We start from the raw sequence: 22,578 nt of genomic DNA, 5'->3' as shown, positions 1-22,578 counted from the left end.
CTCAAATGAATATCCAGCAAGGGGCGACGCAAGCGTCGGTGACCGGCGGCGCGCTGCTGCGGGCATTGTTCGACGCTATGCCAGGCCGCGCCGCCTTTCTCGATGTGGAGCTACGTTATCGCTACGTCAATCGCGAGTTTCTCTTGGCGCTCGGAGCGACAGAGGATTGCGTCATCGGGAAGTTCGTCGATGACGTTTTGGGCGCCCAGGCGGCCACTCTTTACAAAGCAGCGATGCAAAATCTTTCGGCGAACGAACCGCAACGCCTGCGCCGTTTCGTTGACGACGCGGACGGCGCCCCTCGTTGGATCGAAGAGGAGCTCAGGCCGTTCACGCCGGGCGGGGTCATGCAGGGCGTCGTCTGCGTCGCGCGTCCGCTGGCCGACGCCGAGCAGCAGTGCGAAAGCGATCGGCTGGAATTGCTTGAATCGCACAGGACGCGGGAGGCGATTCATGCGGCGGTGGTCGATTCCGCTCTGGACTGTATCGTCGTCATCGACGCGCAAGGCCGTGTCGTCGAGTTCAACCCTGCGGCTTCGACGACATTCGGCTATTCGCGCGAGCACGCGATCGGCAGGACCGTCGCCGAACTGATCGTCCCCATGGAAATGCGCGATCATCACAACAGCGGGCTTGAGCGCTTCCGAGCGGGCGGGCCGGCCTCCGTTATCGGGCGGCGCGTCGAATTGGAGGCGATGCGCGCCGACGGTTCGCGCATTCCCGTCGAATTAGCGATCACGGCGGTTGGTTCGGGCCCAAGCGCTCTCTTCACTGCGCATCTTCGCGACCTCCGTCCGGCGCGAGAAGCGCAGGCGCAAATCGAAGGTCAAAGAGAAGCGCTCTACCAAAACGAAAAGCTCGCGGCCCTTGGGTCGCTCCTCGCCGGTGTGGCGCATGAACTCAACAATCCGCTCTCCATCGTCATCGGACAGGCGCTCATGCTGCGCGAGGCGGCTCAGTCGCATGCGAATTTCGACAAACATTTTGAGGACTTTGCGGAACGCGGCGCGAAAATCGAGACAGCCGCCAACCGCTGCGCGCGAATCGTCAAGGTTTTCCTGGCCATGGCCCGTCAGCGCGAGGCGGAACGCGGAAGGGTGGAGATTCCCGATCTCGTCGAGCGCGTGCTCGAACTGCTTTCGTATGGACTGCGGACGGCCGGCATCGAGGTGACCAAAGACGTCCCTGCGGACCTGCCGCCGCTTTTGGCCGACAGCGACCAGTTGCATCAGGTGCTGCTCAATCTTGTGGTGAACGCCAAGCAGGCGCTCGAAGCGCAGCCGGCGCCACGGCGGATTTCGATCGTCGCGCGCGCCGATCAAGCGGCCCAGAAGCTCGATATCCACATTTCCGACAATGGGCCGGGCGTTCCAGATGCTATCCGCAGCCGGATTTTCGATCCTTTCTTCACGACGAAGCCGCAGGGGGTGGGAACCGGAATCGGACTTGCCGTTTCGCGCGGTCTCATCGAGTCGCACGCAGGTTCGCTTACTCTGGAGCCGCCGCAGCCGGGCGCGGGCGCTGTTTTCGCGATCAGGCTGCCCATCGACGCATTGGGCATCGAAAACGCCGTCGTTGACGAAAATGCGGCGACGGGGACGCAGCGGACGATCAAGCAGAGGCGTGCGCTGATCGTTGACGACGAAGTCGAAATCGCAAGCCTACTCGGCGAAATTTTGCGACGGCTAGGCTTCGACTGTGAAATCGCGACGAGCGGCGACCACGCGAAACAAGCGATCGCCGCGCGGCCGGCGGACCTCATTCTTTGCGACATCCGCATGCCCAATGGCGACGGCCCGGCTTTCTACGACTGGCTCAGCGTCGAACATCCGCAGATGACCAACCGCATCGCCTTCGTCACCGGCGACGTCTTGGGTCCCGGCGCAGATCGCTTCATCGCGCGTTCGGGCTGTCCAATCATAGAGAAACCCTTTACGCCGGAAGACATCCGCCTCGTCGCTGATTTATTGTGCGACGACGCGGCGGCGTGAATCGGCGCGACGAGATTCAACAGCAGCGAAACGCGCGCGCGCCGCCGGCGCCGAAACGCGCATTCTCGCGCGCCCGAAAAAATTCGTCGCGCGTCATGATCGGCGCGTCTTCGTGGCGCGCGCGGACATGCGCGACATAGGCGTCGTAATCGCCCTGGCCGACCATCAGCTTCGCGCCGGCGCGGAGCTTGCGCGCGAGCCGATTGAGATCAAGCCTGGGCAGGCTGCAGATCGTGCAATTCATCTTCGGTCTCCCGCGTGGTGACATGCTCAGCGGCGCGCGCGGCGCGAATGGCGCGGATGGCGAAGCCGAGCATGGCCAGAACCAGCGTCACGTAAATCGCGCAAAGCGTGGCGTCGACATAGTCGTTGAAGATGACGCGCTGCATCTCGGCGAGCGTCTTCGCCGGCGCCAGCAGCTGATCCTTATCGGCGGCCGCTGCGAATTTTCTGGCGTGCGCCAGAAAGCCGATACGCGGATCGTCATGGAAGATTTTCTCGAAGGCCGCCGTCACCGTGCAGATATAGAGCCACGCCGTCGGCGCGATGGCGACGAAGGCGTAACGCTGGCGCTTCATCCGATAGAGCACGACGACGCATAGCGTCAGCGCGATCGCCGCGAGCATCTGATTGGCGATGCCGAACAACGGCCACAGCGTGTTGATGCCGCCGAGCGGATCGATCACCCCCTGATAGAGGAAATAGCCCCATCCGCTCACGGCGATGGCGGTGGCGGCAAGGTTCGGCGCCCAGGCGCGCGTATTGCCGAAGGCGGGGAAGAAGGCGCCGAAGAGATCCTGGATCATGAATCGCGCGACGCGCGTGCCGGCGTCGATCGTGGTGAGGATGAACAGCGCTTCGAAAAGAATGGCGAAATGATACCAGAACGCTTTCGCCGCCGAGCCGCCGACGGCGGAAGAGAGAATATGCGCCATGCCGACGGCGAGCGTCGGCGCGCCGCCGGTGCGCGACAGAATCGTCTTCTCGCCGACCTCGGCGGCGACGCCTGACAGCGTCTCCGGCGTGACCGCGAAGCCCCATGAGGAGATCGCCGCCGCGGCGGAGTCCGGCGTCGCGCCGATCAATGCGGGCGCGCTGTTCATCGCGAAATAGACGCCGGGCTCCAGCACGCTCGCGGCGATCAGCGCCATGACCGCGACGAAGGATTCCATCAGCATCGCGCCGTAGCCGATGAAGCGGGTCTGCGTCTCGTCGCCAATCATCTTCGGCGTCGTGCCGGAGGACACAAGCGCATGAAAGCCCGACACCGCGCCGCAGGCGATGGTGATGAACAGAAACGGGAAGACGCTGCCGGCGAAGACCGGTCCGGTGCCGTCGATGAAGCGGCTGACCGCCGGCATCTGCAGGTCCGGCCAGACGATGAAAATGCCGATCGCGAGCGATAGGATCGTGCCAATCTTCAGGAAGGTCGACAGATAGTCGCGCGGCGCGAGCAACAGCCACACCGGCAAAACTGAAGCGACGAAGCCATAGCCGATGAGCATGAAGGCGAGGGTTTCGGCCTTGAAGGAGAAGAGCGGCGCGAGCAGCGCGCTCTCCGACACCGTGCGGCCGAAGGCGATGCTCAAGAGCAGCAGCACAAAGCCGATCGCAGACATTTCGCCGATGCGCCCGGGGCGCAGATAGCGACCGTAGACGCCCATGAAGACGGCGATCGGCAGCGTCGCGAAGACTGTGAACGCGCCCCAAGGGCTGTCGGCGAGCGCCTTGACGACGACGAGCGCCAGCACCGCCAGCAGGATGATCATGATCGTGAGAATGCCGACCATGGCGATGACGCCGGGCACGCGGCCCATCTCGGTCTTGATGAGATCGCCGAGTGAGCGGCCGTCGCGCCGCGTCGAGATGAACAGGACGAGAAAATCCTGCACAGCGCCGGCGAAGATGACGCCGGTTAAGAGCCACAATGTTCCCGGCAGATAGCCCATCTGCGCCGCGAGCACGGGGCCGACGAGCGGACCGGCGCCGGCGATGGCCGCGAAATGGTGGCCAAACAGCACCCATTTGTCGGTCGGCACATAATCGAGCCCGTCATTGCGGCGAAGCGCGGGGGTGCGGCGGCGCGCATCGAGCCCCAGCACCCGCTCGGCGATGAAACGCGAATAGAAGCGATAGCCAATGGCGTAGGTTCCGATCGCCGCCGTGACGAGCCACATGGCGTTGACGTTTTCGCCGCGCGAGACCGCGAGCGTGTAAAGCGAGAACAGCACGAGGGCGAACACGAGCGCCCAGGGAAACAGCTTCAACGTCTGACGGCTGTCGGCGATGTTGATGATCGACATTAGAACTCCGAATAGCGCCCTCTCGGCGCATCGATTTCAACGAAACTTATAATTTTGCGAGGGTCAAGGGATCGCGGCGATCGGCGAAATATTTGTGCAGTGCCTCGCCGAAGAGCGGCTCATGCGGCGCCGCCGCCGCAAACAAGGTCATCGACGAATGGAACTTCAAATCGTCGGGAGAGCCGAAGATTTCATGCGCGCTGCGTCCCTCGACCTCGTTAACGAGTTCGACGCACTCCCTGAGCCGCGCACCCAAAAGAGGATGCGCGAGATAGGCGTGCGCCTCGGCGAGCGAGCGGATGGCGTAGCGCTGCGCCATGGCGCTCGCGCCCAGCCCTTCGAGCTGCGGAAAAACGAACCACATCCAGTGGCTGCGCTTGCTGCCTTCTTGCAATTCCTCCCGAATTTTTTCGTAAGCAGGCTCCTGCGCCGCGAGGAAACGCTCCAGACCATATGGATCATCGCTCGCGCGCGTCACTCCGCCGCTTCCGCGGCGACGGGCGCGTAGTTGAGAATGGGCGCGAGCCAGCGTTCAACCTCGCGCGCCTCCAGGCCCTTGCGGCGGGCGTAATCCTCGACCTGATCGCGCTCGATCTTGGCGACGCCGAAATAATGCGCGCTCGGATGCGCCAGATAGAGCCCGCTGACGGAAGCGGCCGGCGTCATGGCGTAACTTTCGGTCAGCTTCACGCCGGTGCGCTTTTCGACATTGAGCAGATCGAAGATCGTCGCCTTTTCTGTGTGATCGGGCTGCGCCGGATAGCCGGGCGCCGGGCGAATGCCGGCGTAAGGCTCGGCGTGCAGCGCTTCGGGCGCGAAATTCTCTTCACGCGCATAGCCCCAGAACTCCTTGCGCACGCGCTCATGCATGCGCTCAGCGAAAGCTTCCGCGATACGATCGGCGAGCGCCTTGACCATGATCGAGCCATAGTCGTCATTGGCGCGGGCGTAGCGGGCGGCGATCTTTTCTTCTTCCGCGCCGGCGGTGACGACGAAGGCGCCGACATAATCCGCCTTGCCGCTCTCCTTGGGCGCGACGAAATCGGCCAGCGCGAGATTGGCCTTGCCGTCGCGCTTTTGCAATTGCTGGCGTAAGGTGTGCAGCGTCGCGATCGTTTCGTTGCGCGACTCGCCATTGTAGAGCGCGATGTCGTCGCCGATGGAATTCGCCGGCCAGAAGCCGATGACGGCTTTGGGCGTGAACCAGCGCTCTTCGACAATTCGCTTCAACATGGCGCGGGCGTCTTCGTACAGCGTGCGCGCCGCCTCGCCGCGCTCGGGATCATCGAGCAGCGACGGATAGCGCCCCTTGAATTCCCAGGTCTGGAAGAAGGGCGTCCAGTCGATGTAGGGGACGAGCTCGCCGACGTCATAGCTCGCAAAAGCGCGCGCGCCGCTGAAGGAGGGCTTCGGCGGCTCATAGGCGGCCCAGTCGATTTTATAAGCGTTGGCGCGCGCCTGCGCGAGCGGCGCGCGCAGCTTGTCGGCCTGCGCGCGGGCATGCGCCTCAGCGAGGCGCTCATATTCGGCGCGCGTTTGCGCGACATAGTCAGGACGCGTCTTGTCGGAGACGAGCGCCTGCGCGACGCCAACGGCGCGGCTCGCGTCGGTGACATAGACCGCCTGGCCGCGACGATAATTTGGGCTGATCTTCACCGCCGTATGCACACGGCTCGTCGTCGCGCCGCCGATGAGGAGCGGCGTGTCGAGACCTTCGCGCTCGAGCTCAGAAGCGACGAAGCACATCTCGTCGAGCGACGGCGTGATGAGGCCGGAAAGACCGATGAGATCGACCTTTTCCTTCTTGGCGACTTCGAGAATCTTCGCGCAGGGCGTCATGACACCAAGGTCGATCACCTCGAAGTTGTTGCAGCCGAGCACAACGCCGACGATATTCTTGCCGATGTCGTGAACGTCGCCCTTTACCGTCGCCAGCAGGATTTTGCCGGCAGTGGAGCGTTCGCTCTTGTCGGCCTCCATGAAGGGCATGAGATAGGCCACCGCCTGTTTCATCACGCGCGCCGATTTGACCACCTGCGGCAGGAACATCTTGCCAGTGCCAAAGAGATCGCCGACAACATTCATGCCGGTCATCAGCGGGCCTTCGATCACGTCAAGCGGGCGCGTGGAGCGCTGACGCGCCTCTTCCACATCCGCTTCGACGTAATCGGTGACGCCATTGACCAGCGCATATTCGAGACGCTTCTCGACGGTGTTCTCGCGCCAAGCGGCGTCCTTTTCCTGTGTCTTGCCCGCCGCGCCCTTGAACTTTTCAGCCAGTTCGACGAGGCGCTCGGTCGAATCCTTGCGGCGATTCAAGACCACGTCTTCGCAAAGCTCGCGCAGCTCGGGATCGATCTCGCCATAGACGGCAAGCTGGCCAGCGTTGACGATGCCCATATCCATCCCCGCCTGAATGGCGTGATAGAGGAACACCGAATGCATCGCCTCGCGCACGGGCTCGTTGCCGCGGAATGAGAAGGACAGGTTCGAGACGCCGCCCGACACATGCACATGCGGCAGATCGCGCTTGATGACGCGTGTGGCCTCGATGAAATCGACGCCGTAATTCTCATGCTCTTCAATGCCCGTCGCGACCGCGAAAATATTGGGATCGAAGATGATGTCCTGGGGCGGAAAACCGACGATGTCGGTCAAGATTTTATAGGCCCGCGTGCAAATCTCGGTCTTGCGGGCGAAGGTGTCGGCCTGGCCCTTTTCATCGAAGGCCATGACGACGACGGCGGCGCCATAGCGGCGCACCTTTTGCGCGTCGGCGATGAATTTCTCTTCGCCTTCCTTCATCGAGATCGAATTGACGACGCCCTTGCCCTGTAGACATTTCAGGCCGGCTTCAATCACGGCGAATTTAGATGAATCGACCATCACCGGCACGCGGGCGATGTCGGGCTCGGCGGCGACGAGATTGAGAAATTCCACCATGGCGCGTTCGGAATCGAGCAGGCCTTCGTCCATATTGACGTCGATGACCTGCGCCCCGTTCGCCACCTGATCGCGCGCGACGTCGAGCGCCGCGGCATAGTCGCCATTGGTGATGAGCTTGCGGAACTTCGCCGAACCCGTGACATTGGTGCGCTCGCCGACATTGACGAAGGGAATGTCCTTGGTCAGCGTGAAGGGCTCCAATCCAGCAAGACGCAGCATCGGCTCGATCGTCGGGATCGCGCGCGGGGCGACGCCTTTCACGGCGCCGGCGATCGCGGCGATATGGTCCGGCGTCGTGCCGCAGCAGCCGCCAAGCACATTGACGAGACCGGCGGTCGCGAATTCGCCGACGAGCTCCGCCATATATTCGGGGCTTTCGTCGTAAAGCCCGAATTCATTGGGCAGACCGGCGTTGGGGAAGGCGCAGACGCGCGTATCGGCGATGCGGCCGATCTCGGCGATATGCTGGCGCATCTCGCGGGCGCCGAGCGCGCAGTTGAAGCCGATCGAAAAAGGCTTGGCGTGGGCGAGCGAATTCCAGAAGGCGACCGCCGTCTGACCGGACAGCGTCCTTCCCGAGAGATCGGTGATCGTGCCGGAGATCATGATCGGAAAACGGGTTCCGACCTCGTCGAATGCGTCCTCGAGCGCATAGAGCGCCGCCTTGGCGTTGAGCGTATCGAAGACAGTTTCGACGAGCAGGATGTCGGCGCCGCCTTCAAGGAGGCCGAGCGCCGCTTCCTTATAGGCGGCGCGAAGCTCGTCGAAGGTGACGGCGCGGAAGCCCGGATTCGACACGTCGGGAGAAATCGACGCGGTGCGATTGGTCGGGCCAAGCGAGCCAGCGACGAAGCGGCGCACGCCGGTCTTCGCCGCGACTTCATCGGCGGCCGCGCGCGCCAGCCGCGCGCCCTCGCGATTAAGCTCAAAAGCGAGATGTTCGAGCCCGTAATCGGCCTGAGCGATGGTCGTCGACGAAAACGTGTTGGTCTCGATGATGTCGGCGCCCGCTTCGAGATAGGCGACATGGATCGCCTTGATCGCGTCGGGCTGCGTCAGCGTCAGCAGGTCGTTGTTGCCGCGCAAGTCCTTGGCGTGATCTGTGAAGCGCGCGCCGCGGAAGTCGGCCTCCTCGAATTTGTGTCGCTGGATCATCGTGCCCATGGCGCCGTCGAGAATGAGGATTCGGCGCGACGCGGCCTCTTCCAAGGTCTGGAGAATATTGGGGCCGTAAGCTTTGTCGAAAATCATGCGATGGCCCTTTCACGAACGGGACGCACGCCAAGCAAATGGCAAATGGCGAAGACCAGGTCGGCGCGATTATTGGTGTAGAAGTGGAATTCATTGACGCCGGCGCGCGCCAGGCTCATCACCTGCTCGACGGCCGTCGTGGCGGCGATGAGCGCGCGAGTCTCCGGGTCTTCGTCCAGTCCATCAAAGCGCTCAGCGAGCCAGCGCGGCAGGCTCGCCCCGGCCTTTTGCGCGAAGCCGGCGACCTGCTTGAAATTGCGGATCGGCATGATGCCGGGAACGATCGGAATCGTAATCCCGCGCCCACGCGCCTTGTCGAGGAATTTGAAGTAGACGTCATTGTCGAAGAAGAACTGCGTGATGGCGCGCGTCGCGCCGGCGTCGACCTTCGCCTGAAGCGCGTCGAGATCCTGTTCGATCGAGACGCTTTCCGGATGGCCTTCGGGATAGGTCGACACGGAAATCTCAAAATCGCCGATCCGACGAATGCCGCTCACGAGATCGGTTGATGTGGCGTAGCCTTTCGGATGCGCCTCAAATTTCGACCCCACGCCTGTCGGCGGATCGCCGCGCAGCGCCACGATATGGCGAACGCCGGCGTCCCAATAGTCGCGCAGGATCGCGTCGACGTCTTCACGCGCGGCGGAAACGCAGGTGAGATGCGCGGCTGGCTTCATCTCAGTTTCGCGCACGATGCGCGCGACGATCGAATGGGTGCGCTCGCGGGTGGTGCCGCCGGCGCCATAGGTGACGGAGACGAAATGCGGTTTGAGCGCCGCCAGCCGATTGATCGTCTGCCAGAGTTGCGTCTCCATCTCCGGCGTCTTGGGCGGGAAGAATTCATAGGAGATCGCAAATTGGTTGGGCGACGCCGTGGGATGAAGAGCGTTAAACATCAGGCTGTCTCATAAGATGCTGTGGGAATGGGATCGGCGATGACGCGCGGATCGCGCGCCAGCCACAAGGACACGGTGAGCTTGGCGCCTTCGCTAGGGTCGGGCGCCAGTTGCCGGCGTTGAACAATGTCGAGGCCTGCCTGCGCGAGCAGTCCGGTGATTTCAGCGTCGGAAAAACCGAGACGGCGATGCGCGTGCTTGTCGCGCAGCGTCTCTTCCTGATGCGGCGCGAAGTCGACGACGAGCAGCCGGCCGCCGGGCGCGAGCACCCGCGCCGCCTCGCGCAGAGCGCGGCCTGGATCGTCGAGAAAGTGCAGAACCTGATGCATGATCGCGAGGTCGATGGAGTTGCGCTCGATCGGCAGCGCATAGATGTCGCCCTGGCGCAGCTGCACATTGTCGAAGCCGGTCTCTTCGAGACGGCCGCGCGCGACGCCGAGCATGGCGGAGGAAAGATCGACGCCGACGGCGCGTTCCGCCTGGGGCGCGAAAAGCTCCAGCATCCGTCCGGCCCCGGCCCCGAGATCGAGCAGATTGCGCACGGCTCTCTCGCCCACGACCTGGCGCATCGCCTCCTCGACGCTCTCCTCGGGGACGTGCAGCGCGCGAATGCGGTCCCACTCCTCGGCATGCGCGGCGAAATAACGCGCGGCGTTCTCGGCGCGCGCCTGGCGCACCTGGGCGAGTCTCGCGCGATCGCCGGCGAGCAGCGCATCGTCAGCCTCGAGCCAACCGACGATGGCGCGCGCGAGGGCGCCCGCCGGGCCGGCCGGCGACAGACGGAAAAAGGCCCACGCCCCTTCGCGGCGGCGCTCGACGAGGCCGGCCTCGACGAGGAGCTTAAGATGGCGCGAGACGCGCGGCTGAGACTGGCCCAGGATCGCCACGACCTCGCTGACGGTCAGCTCCGACTGGGCGAGCAACGCCAGAAGACGCAGGCGCGTCTCCTCTCCAGCGGCGTTCAGCGCCGCAAGCGTCGGGTCGAGGGCCAATTTGGCGACGGATTTCATGATTTCTACGTTAGACATAAAGATATCTATATACGTCAAATTTACCGGACGCAACCACGGTCGCCGTTTTTAGACGACGGAATGTTCTTGACCGAATCCCAAACCAGGTTCATCTTTTGTTACATCGCACCTGTCGATCTGACAGCATGATCGGCAGGTTCGCTCGGGCGGGACCTCGATGCGAACGCGATCCAGGATAGGCTCAGAAACCCCCTGTTGATGGGCCGAACCGAGCAACAGTGTTGCGAGAGGAGCATGACGCCACCGGGTCAGACCAATTGACCGGCGTTTGGTTCCGGTCACTGGGCGATCAGGAGCAGCTGCTTGATCCGTCCATCCTCTGAGACAAATCGACAATCTTCCGGGCGGCCGAACGCAAAGGCCAAGCATCGGGCGCCCGATCATGGACTGGACAATCCAGACTAGCTTCCAAGAGAAGCAAACGGCCCCGTGAGTTCTACGCCACGGGGCCTGTTTTATTTTCCAGCAGCTAGAGGGTCAGTGTTCCGGGCGGAAGCCGAAGGCGACGTCGGCCCCTCGCCCTTCAAGGCTCGGAAATAGCCGCCGGGCCGGGTTACGCCGGCGCCTTTTCTTCTTCCTGGCTGACGACTTCGAGGAAGCTCTCCGCCGCCTCGCGCCGCTCGAAGACATGCGGCTGCAGCCCGCGTTTGGACAGCGCCTCCTTCATCTTCAGGCGCGCGAAGGCGCTCGTCGCATAGCGGGTCGTCGTCAGATAATAGCGCTGGCTCATATAGTCGATCATTTCGGCGTAATCGTCGTAGAGCGCCTCATTGATCTTCCAGCCGTCGTGATTGACGACCGAGTTGACGCGCTTGCCGACCTTGTCCGACGCCTCGATCAGCGTCTTGCGCAGATCGTCGATGTCCTTCTTGGTGCGCGCGTGCCAGCCCTCGAGATTGACGAACAGGATGTTGCGGTCGGCGTCGTAAGTGACGCGGTCGGACATGTTGAGATTGATCAGGTCGGCGAGCAGCCCCATCGGCTCGTCGACGAAGATGCGCTTATCCATCAGTTCGGCATGTTCGATGATGGGCTTGAAATCCATATGCGCCAGGATGTCCTTGTCGATATCGATCCCCGGCGCGACCTCGATCAGTTCAAGCCCCTTGTCGACGAGTTTAAACACGCAGCGCTCGGTCACGTAATAGACCGGCTGCTTGCGCTTTTGCGCGAATTTGCCGGAGAAGGTGATCTGCTCGACGGCGTTGAGGAACTTCTTGTTCCTGCCTTCCTGCAGAATGTTCACCTTGCCGTCGGCGATCTCGACGCGCAGCCCGCCATTGGTGAAGGTGCCGGCGTAAACGACGAGTCGCGCGTTCTGGCTGATATTGATGAAGCCGCCGCAGCCGTTGAGGCGTCCGCCGAATTTCGACGTATTGACGTTGCCCTGCAGGTCGCACTCGGCCATGCCGAGGCAGGTCATGTCGAGACCGCCGCCGTCATAGAAGTCGAACTGCTGGTTCTGCTGAATGATCGCGTCGGCGTTGGTCGCGGCCCCGAAGCTCGAACCGGCCGCGAGCACGCCGCCGATGGCTCCGGCTTCCGTCGTCAGAGTGATGTAGGGCGTCATCTTTTCTTCGTTGGCGACGGCGGCGATGCCTTCCGGCGCGCCAACGCCAAGATTAACCACGCCGTTCGGCGGCAGCTCGAAACTGGCGCGCCGCGCGATCACCTTGCGCTCGTCGAGCGGCATTTTGGCGAATTTCTCGACCGGCACGCGGATTTCGCCGGAAAGCGCCGGATTGTGGATCACCCCATAGTTCATCCGGTGCATTTCCGGCGGATCGGCGACGACGACGGCCGAGACGAGAATGCCCGGTATATGCACCTCTTTCGGTTTGATCGAACCTTGTTCGACGATGCGCTCGACCTGCGCGATGACGAGCCCGCCACTGTTATGGGCGGCCATGGCCTGAGCGAGATTGTCGAGCACGAGCGCCTCGCGCTCCATCGAAATATTGCCGGAAGGATCGGCCGAGGTGCCGCGAATGAAGGCGACGTCGATCTTGGTGGCGATATAGAACAGCCACTCCTCGCCCATGATGTTGTGGTATTTGACCATGTCCTCCTTGGTGCGGTCGTTCACCTTGCCGCCGCCAAAGCGCGGATCGACATAGGTGTAGAGGCCGACTTTGGAGAAGAGGCCCGGCTGGCCCGCGGCGCAGGCGCGGTAAAGCTGCGAGATGACGCCCTGCGGGAGATTGTAGCCGCAGATCTTGTTCTCCTGCGCCGCCTGCGCGACCTTCGGCATGCGGCCGAAATTGGCGGCGATCACCCGGCGCAGCAATCCTTCGTGATGGAAGCGCCCCGTGCCGAGGCCCTTGGAGTCGCCGGCGCCGGCCGTCATGATCAGCGTGAGGTCGCGCGGATGCTGACTCTCGACGAAGCGCTTTTCCAAAGCGGCGTGCAAGGCCTCGGGAATGCAGCTCTGGACGAAGCCCGTGGTGGTTACGACGTCATTGTCGCGAATGAGCGCAATCGCCTCGTCGGCGGTAATGACCTTATTGTTCGCCATGTCCTCAGGGTTCCCTCGCTCCCCACTCTTTATTGCGGACCGTTGACGTCGCCGCTCTGGTGGGCGTTTTGCTCAAAATGAGCGCTCAACCGTAGAGACCGGGCCGCTCTTGCGCAATAGCGGCTATGCGCCGCAGACCGGCCGCAACCTCGCCAACGCGCGGGAGATTGGCCGTCAGTCGCCGCGGTAGACGCAGCCCTCGAAACAGCTGTCGCGAAAGACCCCGACTTCGGCAAGACCCGGCAATGTGGGCGCGAGATCGCGCCAGATATAGGCGCAGAGATTTTCGAGCGTCGGCTTTCCCAGCCCTTCAAGATCATTGAGAAATGAGTGATCGAGGCGTTCGCGCAGCTCCGCGAGCCTACGGCCAAGCTTGCCGAGGTCCATCACCCATTGCTCTTCTACAGTGGGCTCGCCGCGCAGGGTGACGCGCACGCGAAAGGAGTGGCCATGCAGATTGCGGTATTTGCCGCCCTCTGGAGCCTCGGGATCGTAGAGCGCGTGCGCCGCCTCGAAATAAAACTCGCGGTAAACCTCGAAACTCGACACCGTCACTTCACCCCGATCGCCTTGTGGGTTTGGACAGACAGACGCCAGCGCGGATGCGCCAGGCAGTAGCTGACCGCGGCCTCCGTATTGCGCGAAACATCCGGCCCGTCCATGGGCTGCAGCAGAAAATGCGTGAAGTCGAGCCGCTCATAGGCGGCGGGGTCGACGCCCTGCTGGGGGAAGACCAGCTTCAATTCCGCGCCGCGCGTCTGGGCCAGCGGCGCGCCGGCCTTGGGCGACACGCAGATCCAGTCTATCTCCGGGATGACGGGCAACGTGCCGTTGGTCTCGATGGCGATCTCAAATCCTTGCCCGTGCAGCGCCGAAACCAAAGCCTCATCGATCTGCAGCATCGGCTCGCCGCCGGTCAGCACCGTGAAGCGTTGCGCGCGGCCCTCTCCCCACAGCGTCGCCAAATGGCCCGCAAGCGCCGTGGCGTCGGCGAACTTTCCCCCGCCCTCGCCCTCGAAGCCGACGAAATCCGTGTCGCAGAACTGGCACTGCGCGGCGGCGCGGTCCGCTTCCCGCCCGCTCCACAGGTTGCAGCCGGCGAAGCGGCAAAAGACCGCGGCGCGGCCCGCGTTAACGCCCTCGCCCTGCAGGGTTTTGAAGGCTTCCTTGACGATGTAGGCCATTTGCCCGCTCTAGATCACGCTGCATTTGGGCGAGATCGCCCAAATGCAGTAACGTGATCGATCTCAAAGTTCTAGAGCGCGCTTTACGCGAAAAACCGGCATCCACTTTTTCGCGAGCCGCGCTCTAGCGGGGACGCCGCGCGGCGTAAAGCGAGGCAAGACGCTTACCCGTTCTTGGGAAGCTCCTTGTCCTTGCCCTCAGGCTCGGGCGCGGGCTGCGGACGCGGGTCGAGGCTACGGATATAGGAGACGATGTCGTCGATCTCCTTGCGCGAGAGATGCATGTCGGGCATCGGCGGATGCGGATCCATCAGGAAATGGCCAAGCTTCTTTTTGTCCGTCCGGCGCCGGGCGATATCGAAGAAGGACGGCGCGTCGGCCGAGGCGCTGGTCTGATCCGACGTCACCACATGGCAGGATGCGCACCATCGCTTCGCGACGATCGCGCCGCGCTGGGCGTCGCCCGCCGCAAGCGCCAAAGTTGCGAAAGCGGCGCTCCCGCCGACGAGGGCCGTAGCGAGCATAAGGCGTCGAAGCTGCATGTGATTTCCTTAAGCGGGGAGCTGTCGATTCGCTCGCATGAAAGCACAAGCGCGGCCCGCTGGGTATCAGCGCCTCTCATTCGAGCTTGCGTCAGGACGACGCGCCGCCTCGAGGCGCTGCTGCATTTTTGCAACAGTCATGTGATCTGATTGCAACAGTATAGCAGATTAGCATTCTGCTCACGATTGTCGCTGCGCCAGCCCCTTTTCAGACACAAAAGCTGAGCTAAGGTGATCGGGTCACAAGCTCATTCGAGATGCGGAGACAGGCGCCGAAAGATTTCGCTTTCGGCCGCAGGTTCCTTCTTTCCTTCTCGCTGATCAGCGGTGACGGCTGGCGTATGGCCTTAAAGACGTCGGGCGTCTTCTGGGGTGAGGAAAGTCGGAACATTATGGTCGGAAGCGTTCATACGGGCGTGATTTCAGCCTTTAGGCGCAAGAAGCGCGGGGCTTTGCCGCTCTGCCTTTTCGCGACGAGCCTGGGCATGCTGGTGACGGCTTTTGTCGCGCCGGCGCCCGCTCTTGACGCGCCTCGAACGGCCGCGAGAGCCGAGTCGCAGCCTCTGCCGATGTTCAAGGATCCGCGCGCGGCGCTGCGCGCCGGACTCGAGAGCTACCATGCCGGCGACGCCGCGACCTCCATCGCCGCGCTACGCTACGCCGCCGAGGGCGGCGAGCCGCTGGCCAAATGGAAGCTTGGCCGAATGTACGCCGAAGGCGACGGCGTCGTTCGCGACGACGCCAAGGCCTATGAATATTTCGCGCAAATCGTCGACCACTACGCCGACGACGAGCCGGATCCGCGCGAGCGTTCGATGGCGGCAAGCGCCTTCGTCGCCGTGGGCATTTATCTGCGTGACGGCGTTCCAAGCGGAAAGATCAAGCCCGATCTCGATCGCGCGTTTGATCTGTTCCGTTATGCGGCGACGTATTTCAGCAACGCCGACGCGCAGTACAATCTGGCGCGCATGTATCTCGAAGGGATCGGCGTGAAGAAGAACGTCCGCCAGGGCGTGAATTGGCTGGAGCTCGCGGCGCGCAAGGGCCATCCGCAGGCGCAGGCGATGCTCGGCCGTATGATGTTCACCGGCGAGGCGAGCGGCGAACCCGAACGCGCGCGCGGACTCATGTTTCTGACGCTGGCGCGCGACGCAGCTGGCGGCGCGACCCGCGACCAATGGATCGCCGATTTGCACGCCGAAGCGTTGAATTCCGCCAGCGACGCCGACCGTAGCGCGGCCGTCACCATGCTCGAAGGCTATCTGCGCGAACGCAACTGACGTTCAGTTTTCAGCCGGCTTGCGCCGCAGCGCCTTTGAACTTCACCGGAATGCTCAGGAAGCGCGCGCCATCCCCGCGCGGCGGCGGAAACTTGCCGGCGCGAATGTTCACCTGAATCGACGGCAGCAGCAGCCGCGGCGCGGCAAGCTCCTGATCCCGCTTCTGTCGCCCGGCCACGAAGTTTTCCTCGCTGACGCCGTCCTTGATCTGCACGTTCTTGGCGCGCTGCTCGGCGACCGTCGTCTCCCAGGCATAGACGTCTCGTCCCGGCGCCTTGTAGTCGTGACACATGAAGAGCCGCGTCTGCGGAGGCAGCGAAAGAATGCGGCGGATCGACTGGTAAAGCGCATGCGCGTCGCCGCCAGGGAAATCCGCGCGCGCCGTCCCATAGTCGGGCATGAACAGGGTGTCGCCGACAAACACCGCGTCGCCGATCTTATAGGCGACGTCGGCCGGCGTATGGCCGGGCGTGTAGATCGTTTCACCCTCGAGTTCGCCGATCTTGAACCGCTCGCCGTCCTTGAAGAGGTGGTCGAAGCAGCCGCCGTCGGCCTTTACGTCCTCAGCCCCGAACACCGGCTTGAAGATCGCCTGGACCTTGTCGATGTGTTCGCCGATGCCGATCTTCGCGCCCGTCGCCGTTTTGACGATCTGGGCGGCGGTAAGATGATCGGCGTGCGCATGAGTTTCGAGAACCCAATCGATCGTTAATCCTTCCCGCGCCGCCTCGGCGAGGATGGCGTCGATGGAATGCGTATCGGCGACTCCGCTCGCCGGGTCATAATCGAGCACGGGATCGACGATCGCCGCGCGCTTCGTGGCGGGGTCGCTGACGATATAGGTGATCGTGTTTGTGGGCTCGTCAAAGAAGGCCCTCACGGACGGCGCCTGCGGCATCGATCTCTCCTTCATTTGCAGCGCTCAAGCACTTCTCTTCGTTCGTGCTTTCGCCTTTCCTGCTTGCGCCGTCAGATATATGCGCTATAGCTAAATAAGCAATAGCTAATATTATACGCGCGAAGGAGCGACATGCTGACGGCTCTTCCTCTGGACGCCGTGCTTGGTCTGATTTCCGGCGGACTCGTCGGCTTTACGCTGGCGCTCGTCGGCGGCGGCGGCTCGGTGCTGGCCGTGCCGCTTCTCGTCTATCTTGTCGGCGTGCCCAATCCACATATCGCGATCGGCTCAAGCGCCGCGGCCGTCGCCGTCAACGCCCTGATGAGTCTCGCCAATCATGCCCGCGCAAGGACCATCAAATGGCGCTGCGCCTCTGTCTTCGCAGTTTTCGGGGTTGCTGGCGCATTCGGCGGATCGACGCTCGGCAAGATCATCGACGGCGAGAAGCTGCTGGCGCTGTTCGCGCTGCTGATGGTGGTCGTATCCTATCTGATGCTCCGGCGCCGGGGCGCGCTGGGCTATCCAGGCGTCAGGCTCAACCGGGAGAATTTCCCGCGGCTCGTCGGCGCGGGCGCTACGGCCGGCGCGCTTTCGGGCTTCTTCGGCATCGGTGGCGGCTTCCTGATCGTGCCCGGGCTGATGTTTGCGTCCGATATGCCCATTTTGAACGCCATCGGCTCGTCGCTCGTCGCCGTCGCCGCCTTCGCGGTGACAACGGCGGCGAACTACGCTTTTTCGGACCTCGTGGACTGGGAGCTTGCCGCGACGCTCGTGCTCGGCGGCGCGTTTGGCGGGCTGATCGGCGCCGCGGCGGCGCGACGGCTGTCGAAGATGCGCGGGGCGCTGAGCGCCGTCTTCGCGACGGTCATCTTTGCGGTGGCGCTTTATGTCCTCTGGCGAAGCGGCGGCGCGCTCGGTCTACTCGATCACGCGGCGAAATCGGCGTAGATCGCGACGTGATCGGAAGGTTTGTCGCCGGCCCGCATCGATTTGACGATCTCTACGCGCGCCAGCCGATCAGCCGCTTGCGGCGAGAGCAGGAGATGATCGATGCGAAGCCCCTTGTTCTTCTGCCAGGCGCCGGCCTGATAATCCCAGAACGTATAGAGCCCGCCTTCGTCGGAGGTCGCTCGAAGAGCGTCCGCATAGCCGAGATTGACCAGGCGCTGATAGGCGGCCCGCGTCTGCGGCAGGAATAACGCGTCGCCAATCCAGGCCGACGCCTCATAGACGTCCCGCGCCTCCGGGATGACATTGTAGTCGCCGGCGAGAACCGTCGGCTCTTCGAGGCCAAGCAGCGCCTCCGCATGGCGCGTCAGCGTCTCCATGAAGGCGAGCTTGTAGAGATATTTCTGCGTGTGCCGCGGATTGCCGTTCGGCGCATAGATCGAGGCGACGCGCATGACGCCGCCGGCGCCATCGGCGATGACCGCTTCAATGTAGCGCGACTGCGCCTCGCCGTCGAAGCCCGGCAGACCGAGAGTGACGTCCTGAAGCGGCGACTTGGAGAGGATTGCGACGCCGTTAAATCCCTTCTGCCCGTGGACAGCGACGTTATATCCAGCGTCTTCGATTTCGAGTCGCGGAAAAACGTGATCCTCGCACTTCGTTTCCTGCAGGCACAGCGCGTCCGGCGCGGCCTCGCGCAGAAAGGCGAGAAGCGGCGCGAGGCGCTGCCTGACAGAATTGACGTTCCAAGTCGCGATGCGCACCGTCGGCTCCTAGATCACGCTGGATTTGGGCGAATTCGCCCAAATCCAGATGACGTGATCGTTCACATAAATTTAGAGCGCGCTTGGCGCGAAAAACCGGCATCCACTTTTTCGCGAGCGCGCTCTATCGCCGCGCGCGTTAATCGAGGCGATATGTGGCGTGGCAGGCGTTGCAGGCTTGCACGACTTGCGACAGTTCGGCAAGCGCCGGACGCATGTCGCCGCCGGGCCCGATCTTGGCCGCCTCCTGCGCGAATTTGCTCGCCTGCTCATGCATCGTCAGACCGAGCGCACGCATCTCGTCGGGCATGTGATGCGCCATCATCGCCGGCATATCGCCAAGTTCGCCGCTCTTGGCGTTCGGCTTGCACGCCGCCGCGCCGGACGACGCCATGCCGAGGCGCGCGTCGGCGATTTTCGCCGCGCCCGCGCCGTCGCCCTTGCCCAAAGCCGCCAGGATCTCGGCGACCGCCTCCGCATGTCCGCGCATATTGGCGAGCATATGCGCGCGCATCGGCGCCGGAAGGTCGACCTCCTGGCGCGCGTCGCTCATCTTCGGCGACATTTTCATATGCTCCATGTTCATCTGCTTCATATGCGCGCTGTGATCGTCGGTGTCGTCGCCCGCGATAGCGGCGGCGGCGAACAACGAGAGTCCGCATGCCGCGGCGAAGAAAAGTTTTCCCATTCTGGCCTCCCCCTTCATGTGACAACGGCGAGCCTAGCGCGCCAGGCGGCGCCGCGCGCGGGACGAATCGTCACGGCTGCGCGTCGGCGGGCAGAGTGATGATTTGGCCCTGCCGCAATTTTTTACGATTGAGCGCCGGATTGGCGGCGGCGATGTCGCGCCAGCGCTTTTCGTCGCCATAGAGTCGCTTGGCGATCGCGCGCAGCGTGTCGCCGCGTCGCACCGTATAGGTCTTCTGCACAGCGACCGACGCTGGCGGGCTTTGCGTCGCTTGAGGCGCGCCCTGAACCGGCGAGGCGACAGGGGCGGATGGCTGAGATGGCGCGGCCGGCTTTGCGTCAACGACGACGAACTCCCCGCGCAACATGCCCATCCAGCAGCTCCAGGGAATGACCCCTGTCTTTTCCGGCGTGAACTCGATCGTCTGCCGTCCCGGCTTGACGTCGAATTCGAGCTTCAAGGAGGGAACCAGGATACGATTATTGCAGGTCGTCACTTGCGTCGCGTTGATCACCCATTTGACCGGCACGCCGCGCCGCAGCGTGAAGCGGGTGGGCGTAAAGCCAAGGCCATTGGCCTCCATCTCGATCGTCTGCGTCTTCGGCGCGGCGGAATCCTGCTGTAGTTGGGCGCGTTCAACGGGCGCCGGGCTTCGCCAGCTCGTCGTCAGCGACGCGAGATCGGCGCCCGAGCCTGTGAGGATCAGTCCCCGATTGATCATCACCGCGCCGAGCGCGACGACGATCACGCCGGACGCAGTCAGCAGGCGATGCGTCACCGCCCCCGAGAGCACTGTCGTCAGCGCGCCGAAGGCGAGCATCACCGGCAAGGTTCCAAGGCCGAAGACGAAGAGCGTCTTCGCGCCTTCAACGGGGCTGCCGGTCCCGGCCGCCATCACATACATCGCCTGCAACGGTCCGCAGGCGATCATCAGACCGTTGAGAAGACCGATCACGAACGGTCGATGTCGCGCGCCGCTCGCCTCGCGGTTCACCCAGTTCTGGAGCGGCTGCGGCAGTCCGAGCCGGAAGCGGCGCAGCGGCGCGAACAGGCCAAGCATATTGAGCCCGAAGATGAGAAGAAACGCGCCCGCCGCGACGCCGGCGACGCCGCGCAGCATGGGCGTGAACGCGATGAAGGCGCCAAGCCAGCCGAAGGCGGCGCCGATCGTGGCGTAGGAAAGCGTCTTTCCCGCCCCATAGGCGAGGTGTGAGACGAAGGACGAGCGCCCCGCCCGCGCGTCGGCCGCCGCATAACCCACAACGAAGCCGCCGCACATGCCGACGCAATGAAAACCCGTCAGCAGGCCCAACAGAAACAGGAGGCCGAGACTCATATGCTGAGCGATGTCCGGCTCGCCCTCGGCGCTGATCCAGCGCGTATCAAATAGAATTAAGGCGGCGAGGGCGGCGAGGGCGGCGACGATGATCGCCAGTCTGACGAAAGGCGAACGTCGGCGCTGCGCCTCTTCCCTCAGAACGACGCGATAGCCGTTCTGCTCGACGCTGTTGCGAATCGCGCTGAAATTGGTCGCATCGGCGTCATAGTCGACGACGACCGTCTCGGTCGGATAGCTGGCCGAGACGCTGCGCACGCCGGCGAGCTTTCTGACCGCCGCCTCGATGACATGCTCGCAGCCGTGGCAATGCATGCCGCGCGCGTGAAAGGTGATCGCCGTTTCGTTCATCTGAGGTTTAACGCCTCGCCGCGCAGCGTCGGACTGCCGGCTGGCGTCGCGAGCTTCCGTCTTCGCGCTGTGGCCGGTGCGCGAGTTGGATTACTTGCCGAGTTACTTGCCGAGCGTATCCATGCCCAGAAGCTTATAAGCGGGGCAGAAGTTGACGAAGGCCGTGGTCAGCGGGATGAGCCCGATCAGTCCCCATAACGTCTGCGGACCGATGAAGACGAGGCTGAGCAAGAGCAGTCCGGCGACGATGCGGATGATCCGGTCGGTCCTTCCGATATTGGCTACCATGACTAATCTCCCTTCTCCCGCGGCGATCGCAATGTCAGGCTATCGCCTCGCGTGAGATCGCACAGCGACTAAGTCTCGCTTGAGGCGCGGCTGCTATTTCTGCCTGCCGTCGTCGTCGAGCTCGAGCCACATGGCGTTGAGAATGGCGAAGGCGCAGGCGAGCCCCAGCCCTAGGATCCAGGAAAAATACCACATGCCGCGTTTCCTCCCGCTCAATAATAGTAATCGTCGCCGCGACGGATCGCCGCCTCGCTCACAGCGCCGCGCAGCACGTAGTAGACCCAGCTGGTGTAGGCAAGGACGATCGGCAGAAAGACGATCACCGCGATGAGCATGAGCGAGAGCGTCGCTTTGCTCGACGACGCGTCCCAGACCGTCAGACTTTGGCTCGGGTGTGTCGATGACGGCAGCAGGAACGGGAACATGCTGAAGCCCGCCATGGTTGCGACTCCCGCGACCGAAAGGCTGCTGGCGAGAAACGCGATCCTGCCCGCCGAGAAGGCGAAGGCCAACGCCGCAACGAGCGCGCCCGTATACGCCAGCGCGGGCGCAGCGATCATCCACGGGTAGGCGCGGTAATTGTCGAGCCAGGCGCCGGCTTCGCGCGTCACCGACTTCGCCAACGGATTGGACGGACCTGCATGTTCGATGACGCCGTCGATGCGAAATCCTTCGACGCCCAGCATGGTCCACAGTCCCGCAGTGGAAATGAGCAGAACAAGCAGGATCGCCGCGAGCGCGCCAGATCGGCGGGCGCGGACGGAAACCTCACCCTCGCTTTTCACGCTGAGCCAGGCGGCGCCCTGCATCGTGAGCATCGCCACGCTCACGAGGCCGCAGAGCAAGGCGAATGGATTAAGCAGACCAAGGAGGCCGCCCTCATAGGTCGCGCGCAGCGCCTGATCGAAATGGAAGGGAACGCCCTGCAGAAGATTGCCGAAGGCGACGCCGAAAATCAGCGCGGGGACAAAACCGGAGACGAAGAACAGCCAGTCCCAGGTTTCGCGCCAGCCGGTCTCCGGTCTTTTGTCGCGGAAGGTGATCGCCACCGGTCGTAGAATGAGGCCGATCAGCACCAGCAGCATTGCAAGATAGAAGCCGGAGAAGGACACCGCATAAAGCGGCGGCCAGGCCGCGAAGACGGCCCCGCCGCCGAGAATGAACCAGACCTGATTGCCTTCCCAGACGGGACCGATCGTGTTCAGCGTCACGCGCCGCTGCGTGTCATTGCGCGCAACGAAAGGATGCAGCATGGCGACGCCAATGTCGAAACCGTCCATGACGGCGAAGCCCACCAGCAAGACGCCGAGAATCGCCCACCAGATGAGGCGAAGCGTCATATAGTCGAACATCGCTTTCGCCTTTC

Annotated in this window: 20 protein-coding genes; 3 read left to right on the top strand and 17 right to left on the bottom strand. The window is 63.3% G+C overall.

Annotated features, from left to right (window positions below; genetic code table 11):
- Positions 1-5 precede the first annotated feature (5 nt).
- Positions 6-1,991, top strand: coding sequence for a PAS domain S-box protein (locus tag ACR65T_RS04660; RefSeq protein WP_434495383.1), 1,986 nt, complete (start codon positions 6-8; stop codon positions 1,989-1,991).
- Between the two features lie 16 nt (positions 1,992-2,007).
- Here the strand turns inward: ACR65T_RS04660 and ACR65T_RS04655 are convergent, their stop codons facing one another.
- From ACR65T_RS04655 to ACR65T_RS04610, 10 genes are all read right to left on the bottom strand, one after another.
- Positions 2,008-2,235: a YbdD/YjiX family protein gene (locus tag ACR65T_RS04655; protein WP_434495382.1), complete on the bottom strand. Its 228-nt coding sequence runs from the start codon at positions 2,233-2,235 to the stop codon at positions 2,008-2,010.
- On the bottom strand, positions 2,201-4,294 hold the full coding sequence (locus ACR65T_RS04650; RefSeq protein WP_434495381.1) for a carbon starvation CstA family protein: 2,094 nt from the start codon (positions 4,292-4,294) through the stop codon (positions 2,201-2,203). Before ACR65T_RS04650 ends, ACR65T_RS04655 begins: the two co-directional genes overlap by 35 nt.
- A 46-nt stretch (positions 4,295-4,340) precedes the next feature.
- On the bottom strand, positions 4,341-4,772 hold the full coding sequence (locus tag ACR65T_RS04645; RefSeq protein ID WP_434495380.1) for a DUF1810 domain-containing protein: 432 nt from the start codon (positions 4,770-4,772) through the stop codon (positions 4,341-4,343).
- A complete protein-coding gene (metH, locus tag ACR65T_RS04640) occupies positions 4,769-8,491 on the bottom strand; it encodes a methionine synthase (RefSeq protein WP_434495379.1) in 3,723 nt (1,240 codons plus the stop codon). Before metH ends, ACR65T_RS04645 begins: the two co-directional genes overlap by 4 nt.
- The gene (metF, locus tag ACR65T_RS04635) at positions 8,488-9,387 is read right to left on the bottom strand and encodes a methylenetetrahydrofolate reductase [NAD(P)H] (RefSeq protein WP_434495378.1); all 900 of its coding nucleotides are present in this window, start codon (positions 9,385-9,387) and stop codon (positions 8,488-8,490) included. Before metF ends, metH begins: the two co-directional genes overlap by 4 nt.
- Positions 9,387-10,397 (bottom strand): ArsR/SmtB family transcription factor, encoded by a 1,011-nt coding sequence (locus ACR65T_RS04630; protein ID WP_434495457.1) that lies wholly within the window; start codon positions 10,395-10,397, stop codon positions 9,387-9,389. The genes metF and ACR65T_RS04630 overlap by 1 nt, the downstream gene beginning before the upstream one ends.
- A 574-nt stretch (positions 10,398-10,971) precedes the next feature.
- Positions 10,972-12,933 (bottom strand): acyl CoA:acetate/3-ketoacid CoA transferase, encoded by a 1,962-nt coding sequence (locus ACR65T_RS04625; protein ID WP_434495377.1) that lies wholly within the window; start codon positions 12,931-12,933, stop codon positions 10,972-10,974.
- Between the two features lie 174 nt (positions 12,934-13,107).
- On the bottom strand, positions 13,108-13,488 hold the full coding sequence (locus tag ACR65T_RS04620; RefSeq protein WP_256033398.1) for a 6-pyruvoyl trahydropterin synthase family protein: 381 nt from the start codon (positions 13,486-13,488) through the stop codon (positions 13,108-13,110).
- Entirely contained in the window at positions 13,485-14,117 is a 633-nt protein-coding gene (queE, locus tag ACR65T_RS04615; RefSeq protein WP_434495376.1) for a 7-carboxy-7-deazaguanine synthase, read from the bottom strand. Before queE ends, ACR65T_RS04620 begins: the two co-directional genes overlap by 4 nt.
- A gap of 164 nt (positions 14,118-14,281) precedes the next feature.
- Positions 14,282-14,659: a c-type cytochrome gene (locus tag ACR65T_RS04610; protein ID WP_434495375.1), complete on the bottom strand. Its 378-nt coding sequence runs from the start codon at positions 14,657-14,659 to the stop codon at positions 14,282-14,284.
- A 392-nt stretch (positions 14,660-15,051) separates the two neighbouring features.
- Here ACR65T_RS04610 and ACR65T_RS04605 point away from each other — a divergent pair, with 392 nt between their 5' ends.
- Positions 15,052-15,939 (top strand): tetratricopeptide repeat protein, encoded by an 888-nt coding sequence (locus ACR65T_RS04605; protein ID WP_434495456.1) that lies wholly within the window; start codon positions 15,052-15,054, stop codon positions 15,937-15,939.
- Positions 15,940-15,949: 10 nt separating this feature from the next.
- Here the strand turns inward: ACR65T_RS04605 and ACR65T_RS04600 are convergent, their stop codons facing one another.
- Positions 15,950-16,837: an MBL fold metallo-hydrolase gene (locus ACR65T_RS04600; protein WP_434495374.1), complete on the bottom strand. Its 888-nt coding sequence runs from the start codon at positions 16,835-16,837 to the stop codon at positions 15,950-15,952.
- 132 nt (positions 16,838-16,969) lie between these two features.
- On the opposite strand from ACR65T_RS04600, the gene ACR65T_RS04595 reads away from it, so the two are divergent.
- On the top strand, positions 16,970-17,785 hold the full coding sequence (locus ACR65T_RS04595; RefSeq protein WP_434495373.1) for a sulfite exporter TauE/SafE family protein: 816 nt from the start codon (positions 16,970-16,972) through the stop codon (positions 17,783-17,785).
- On the opposite strand, the gene xth is transcribed toward ACR65T_RS04595, so the two are convergent.
- The 6 genes from xth to cydB all read right to left on the bottom strand — a co-directional run bounded on the left by xth (position 17,764) and on the right by cydB (position 22,564).
- Entirely contained in the window at positions 17,764-18,549 is a 786-nt protein-coding gene (gene xth, locus ACR65T_RS04590; RefSeq protein WP_434495372.1) for an exodeoxyribonuclease III, read from the bottom strand. The two genes, ACR65T_RS04595 and xth, sit on opposite strands and share 22 nt — an antisense overlap.
- Before the next feature lie 139 nt (positions 18,550-18,688).
- The gene (locus ACR65T_RS04585) at positions 18,689-19,237 is read right to left on the bottom strand and encodes a hypothetical protein (protein ID WP_434495371.1); all 549 of its coding nucleotides are present in this window, start codon (positions 19,235-19,237) and stop codon (positions 18,689-18,691) included.
- Between the two features lie 70 nt (positions 19,238-19,307).
- A complete protein-coding gene (locus tag ACR65T_RS04580; protein WP_434495370.1) occupies positions 19,308-20,924 on the bottom strand; it encodes an urease accessory protein UreH domain-containing protein in 1,617 nt (538 codons plus the stop codon).
- A 102-nt stretch (positions 20,925-21,026) separates the two neighbouring features.
- Entirely contained in the window at positions 21,027-21,212 is a 186-nt protein-coding gene (locus ACR65T_RS04575; protein WP_434495369.1) for a YgaP family membrane protein, read from the bottom strand.
- 93 nt (positions 21,213-21,305) lie between these two features.
- Positions 21,306-21,407 (bottom strand): cytochrome bd-I oxidase subunit CydX, encoded by a 102-nt coding sequence (gene cydX / locus ACR65T_RS04570; protein ID WP_434495455.1) that lies wholly within the window; start codon positions 21,405-21,407, stop codon positions 21,306-21,308.
- 17 nt (positions 21,408-21,424) lie between these two features.
- Positions 21,425-22,564 (bottom strand): cytochrome d ubiquinol oxidase subunit II, encoded by a 1,140-nt coding sequence (gene cydB / locus ACR65T_RS04565; RefSeq protein ID WP_434495368.1) that lies wholly within the window; start codon positions 22,562-22,564, stop codon positions 21,425-21,427.
- Positions 22,565-22,578 lie beyond the last annotated feature (14 nt).

It is taken from the genome of Methylocystis sp., assembly GCF_051061285.1.
Classification (GTDB): Bacteria; Pseudomonadota; Alphaproteobacteria; order Rhizobiales; family Beijerinckiaceae; genus Methylocystis.
Note: the sequence above shows the minus strand (reverse complement) of the source record. Positions and strands in the feature narration are given on the sequence as shown.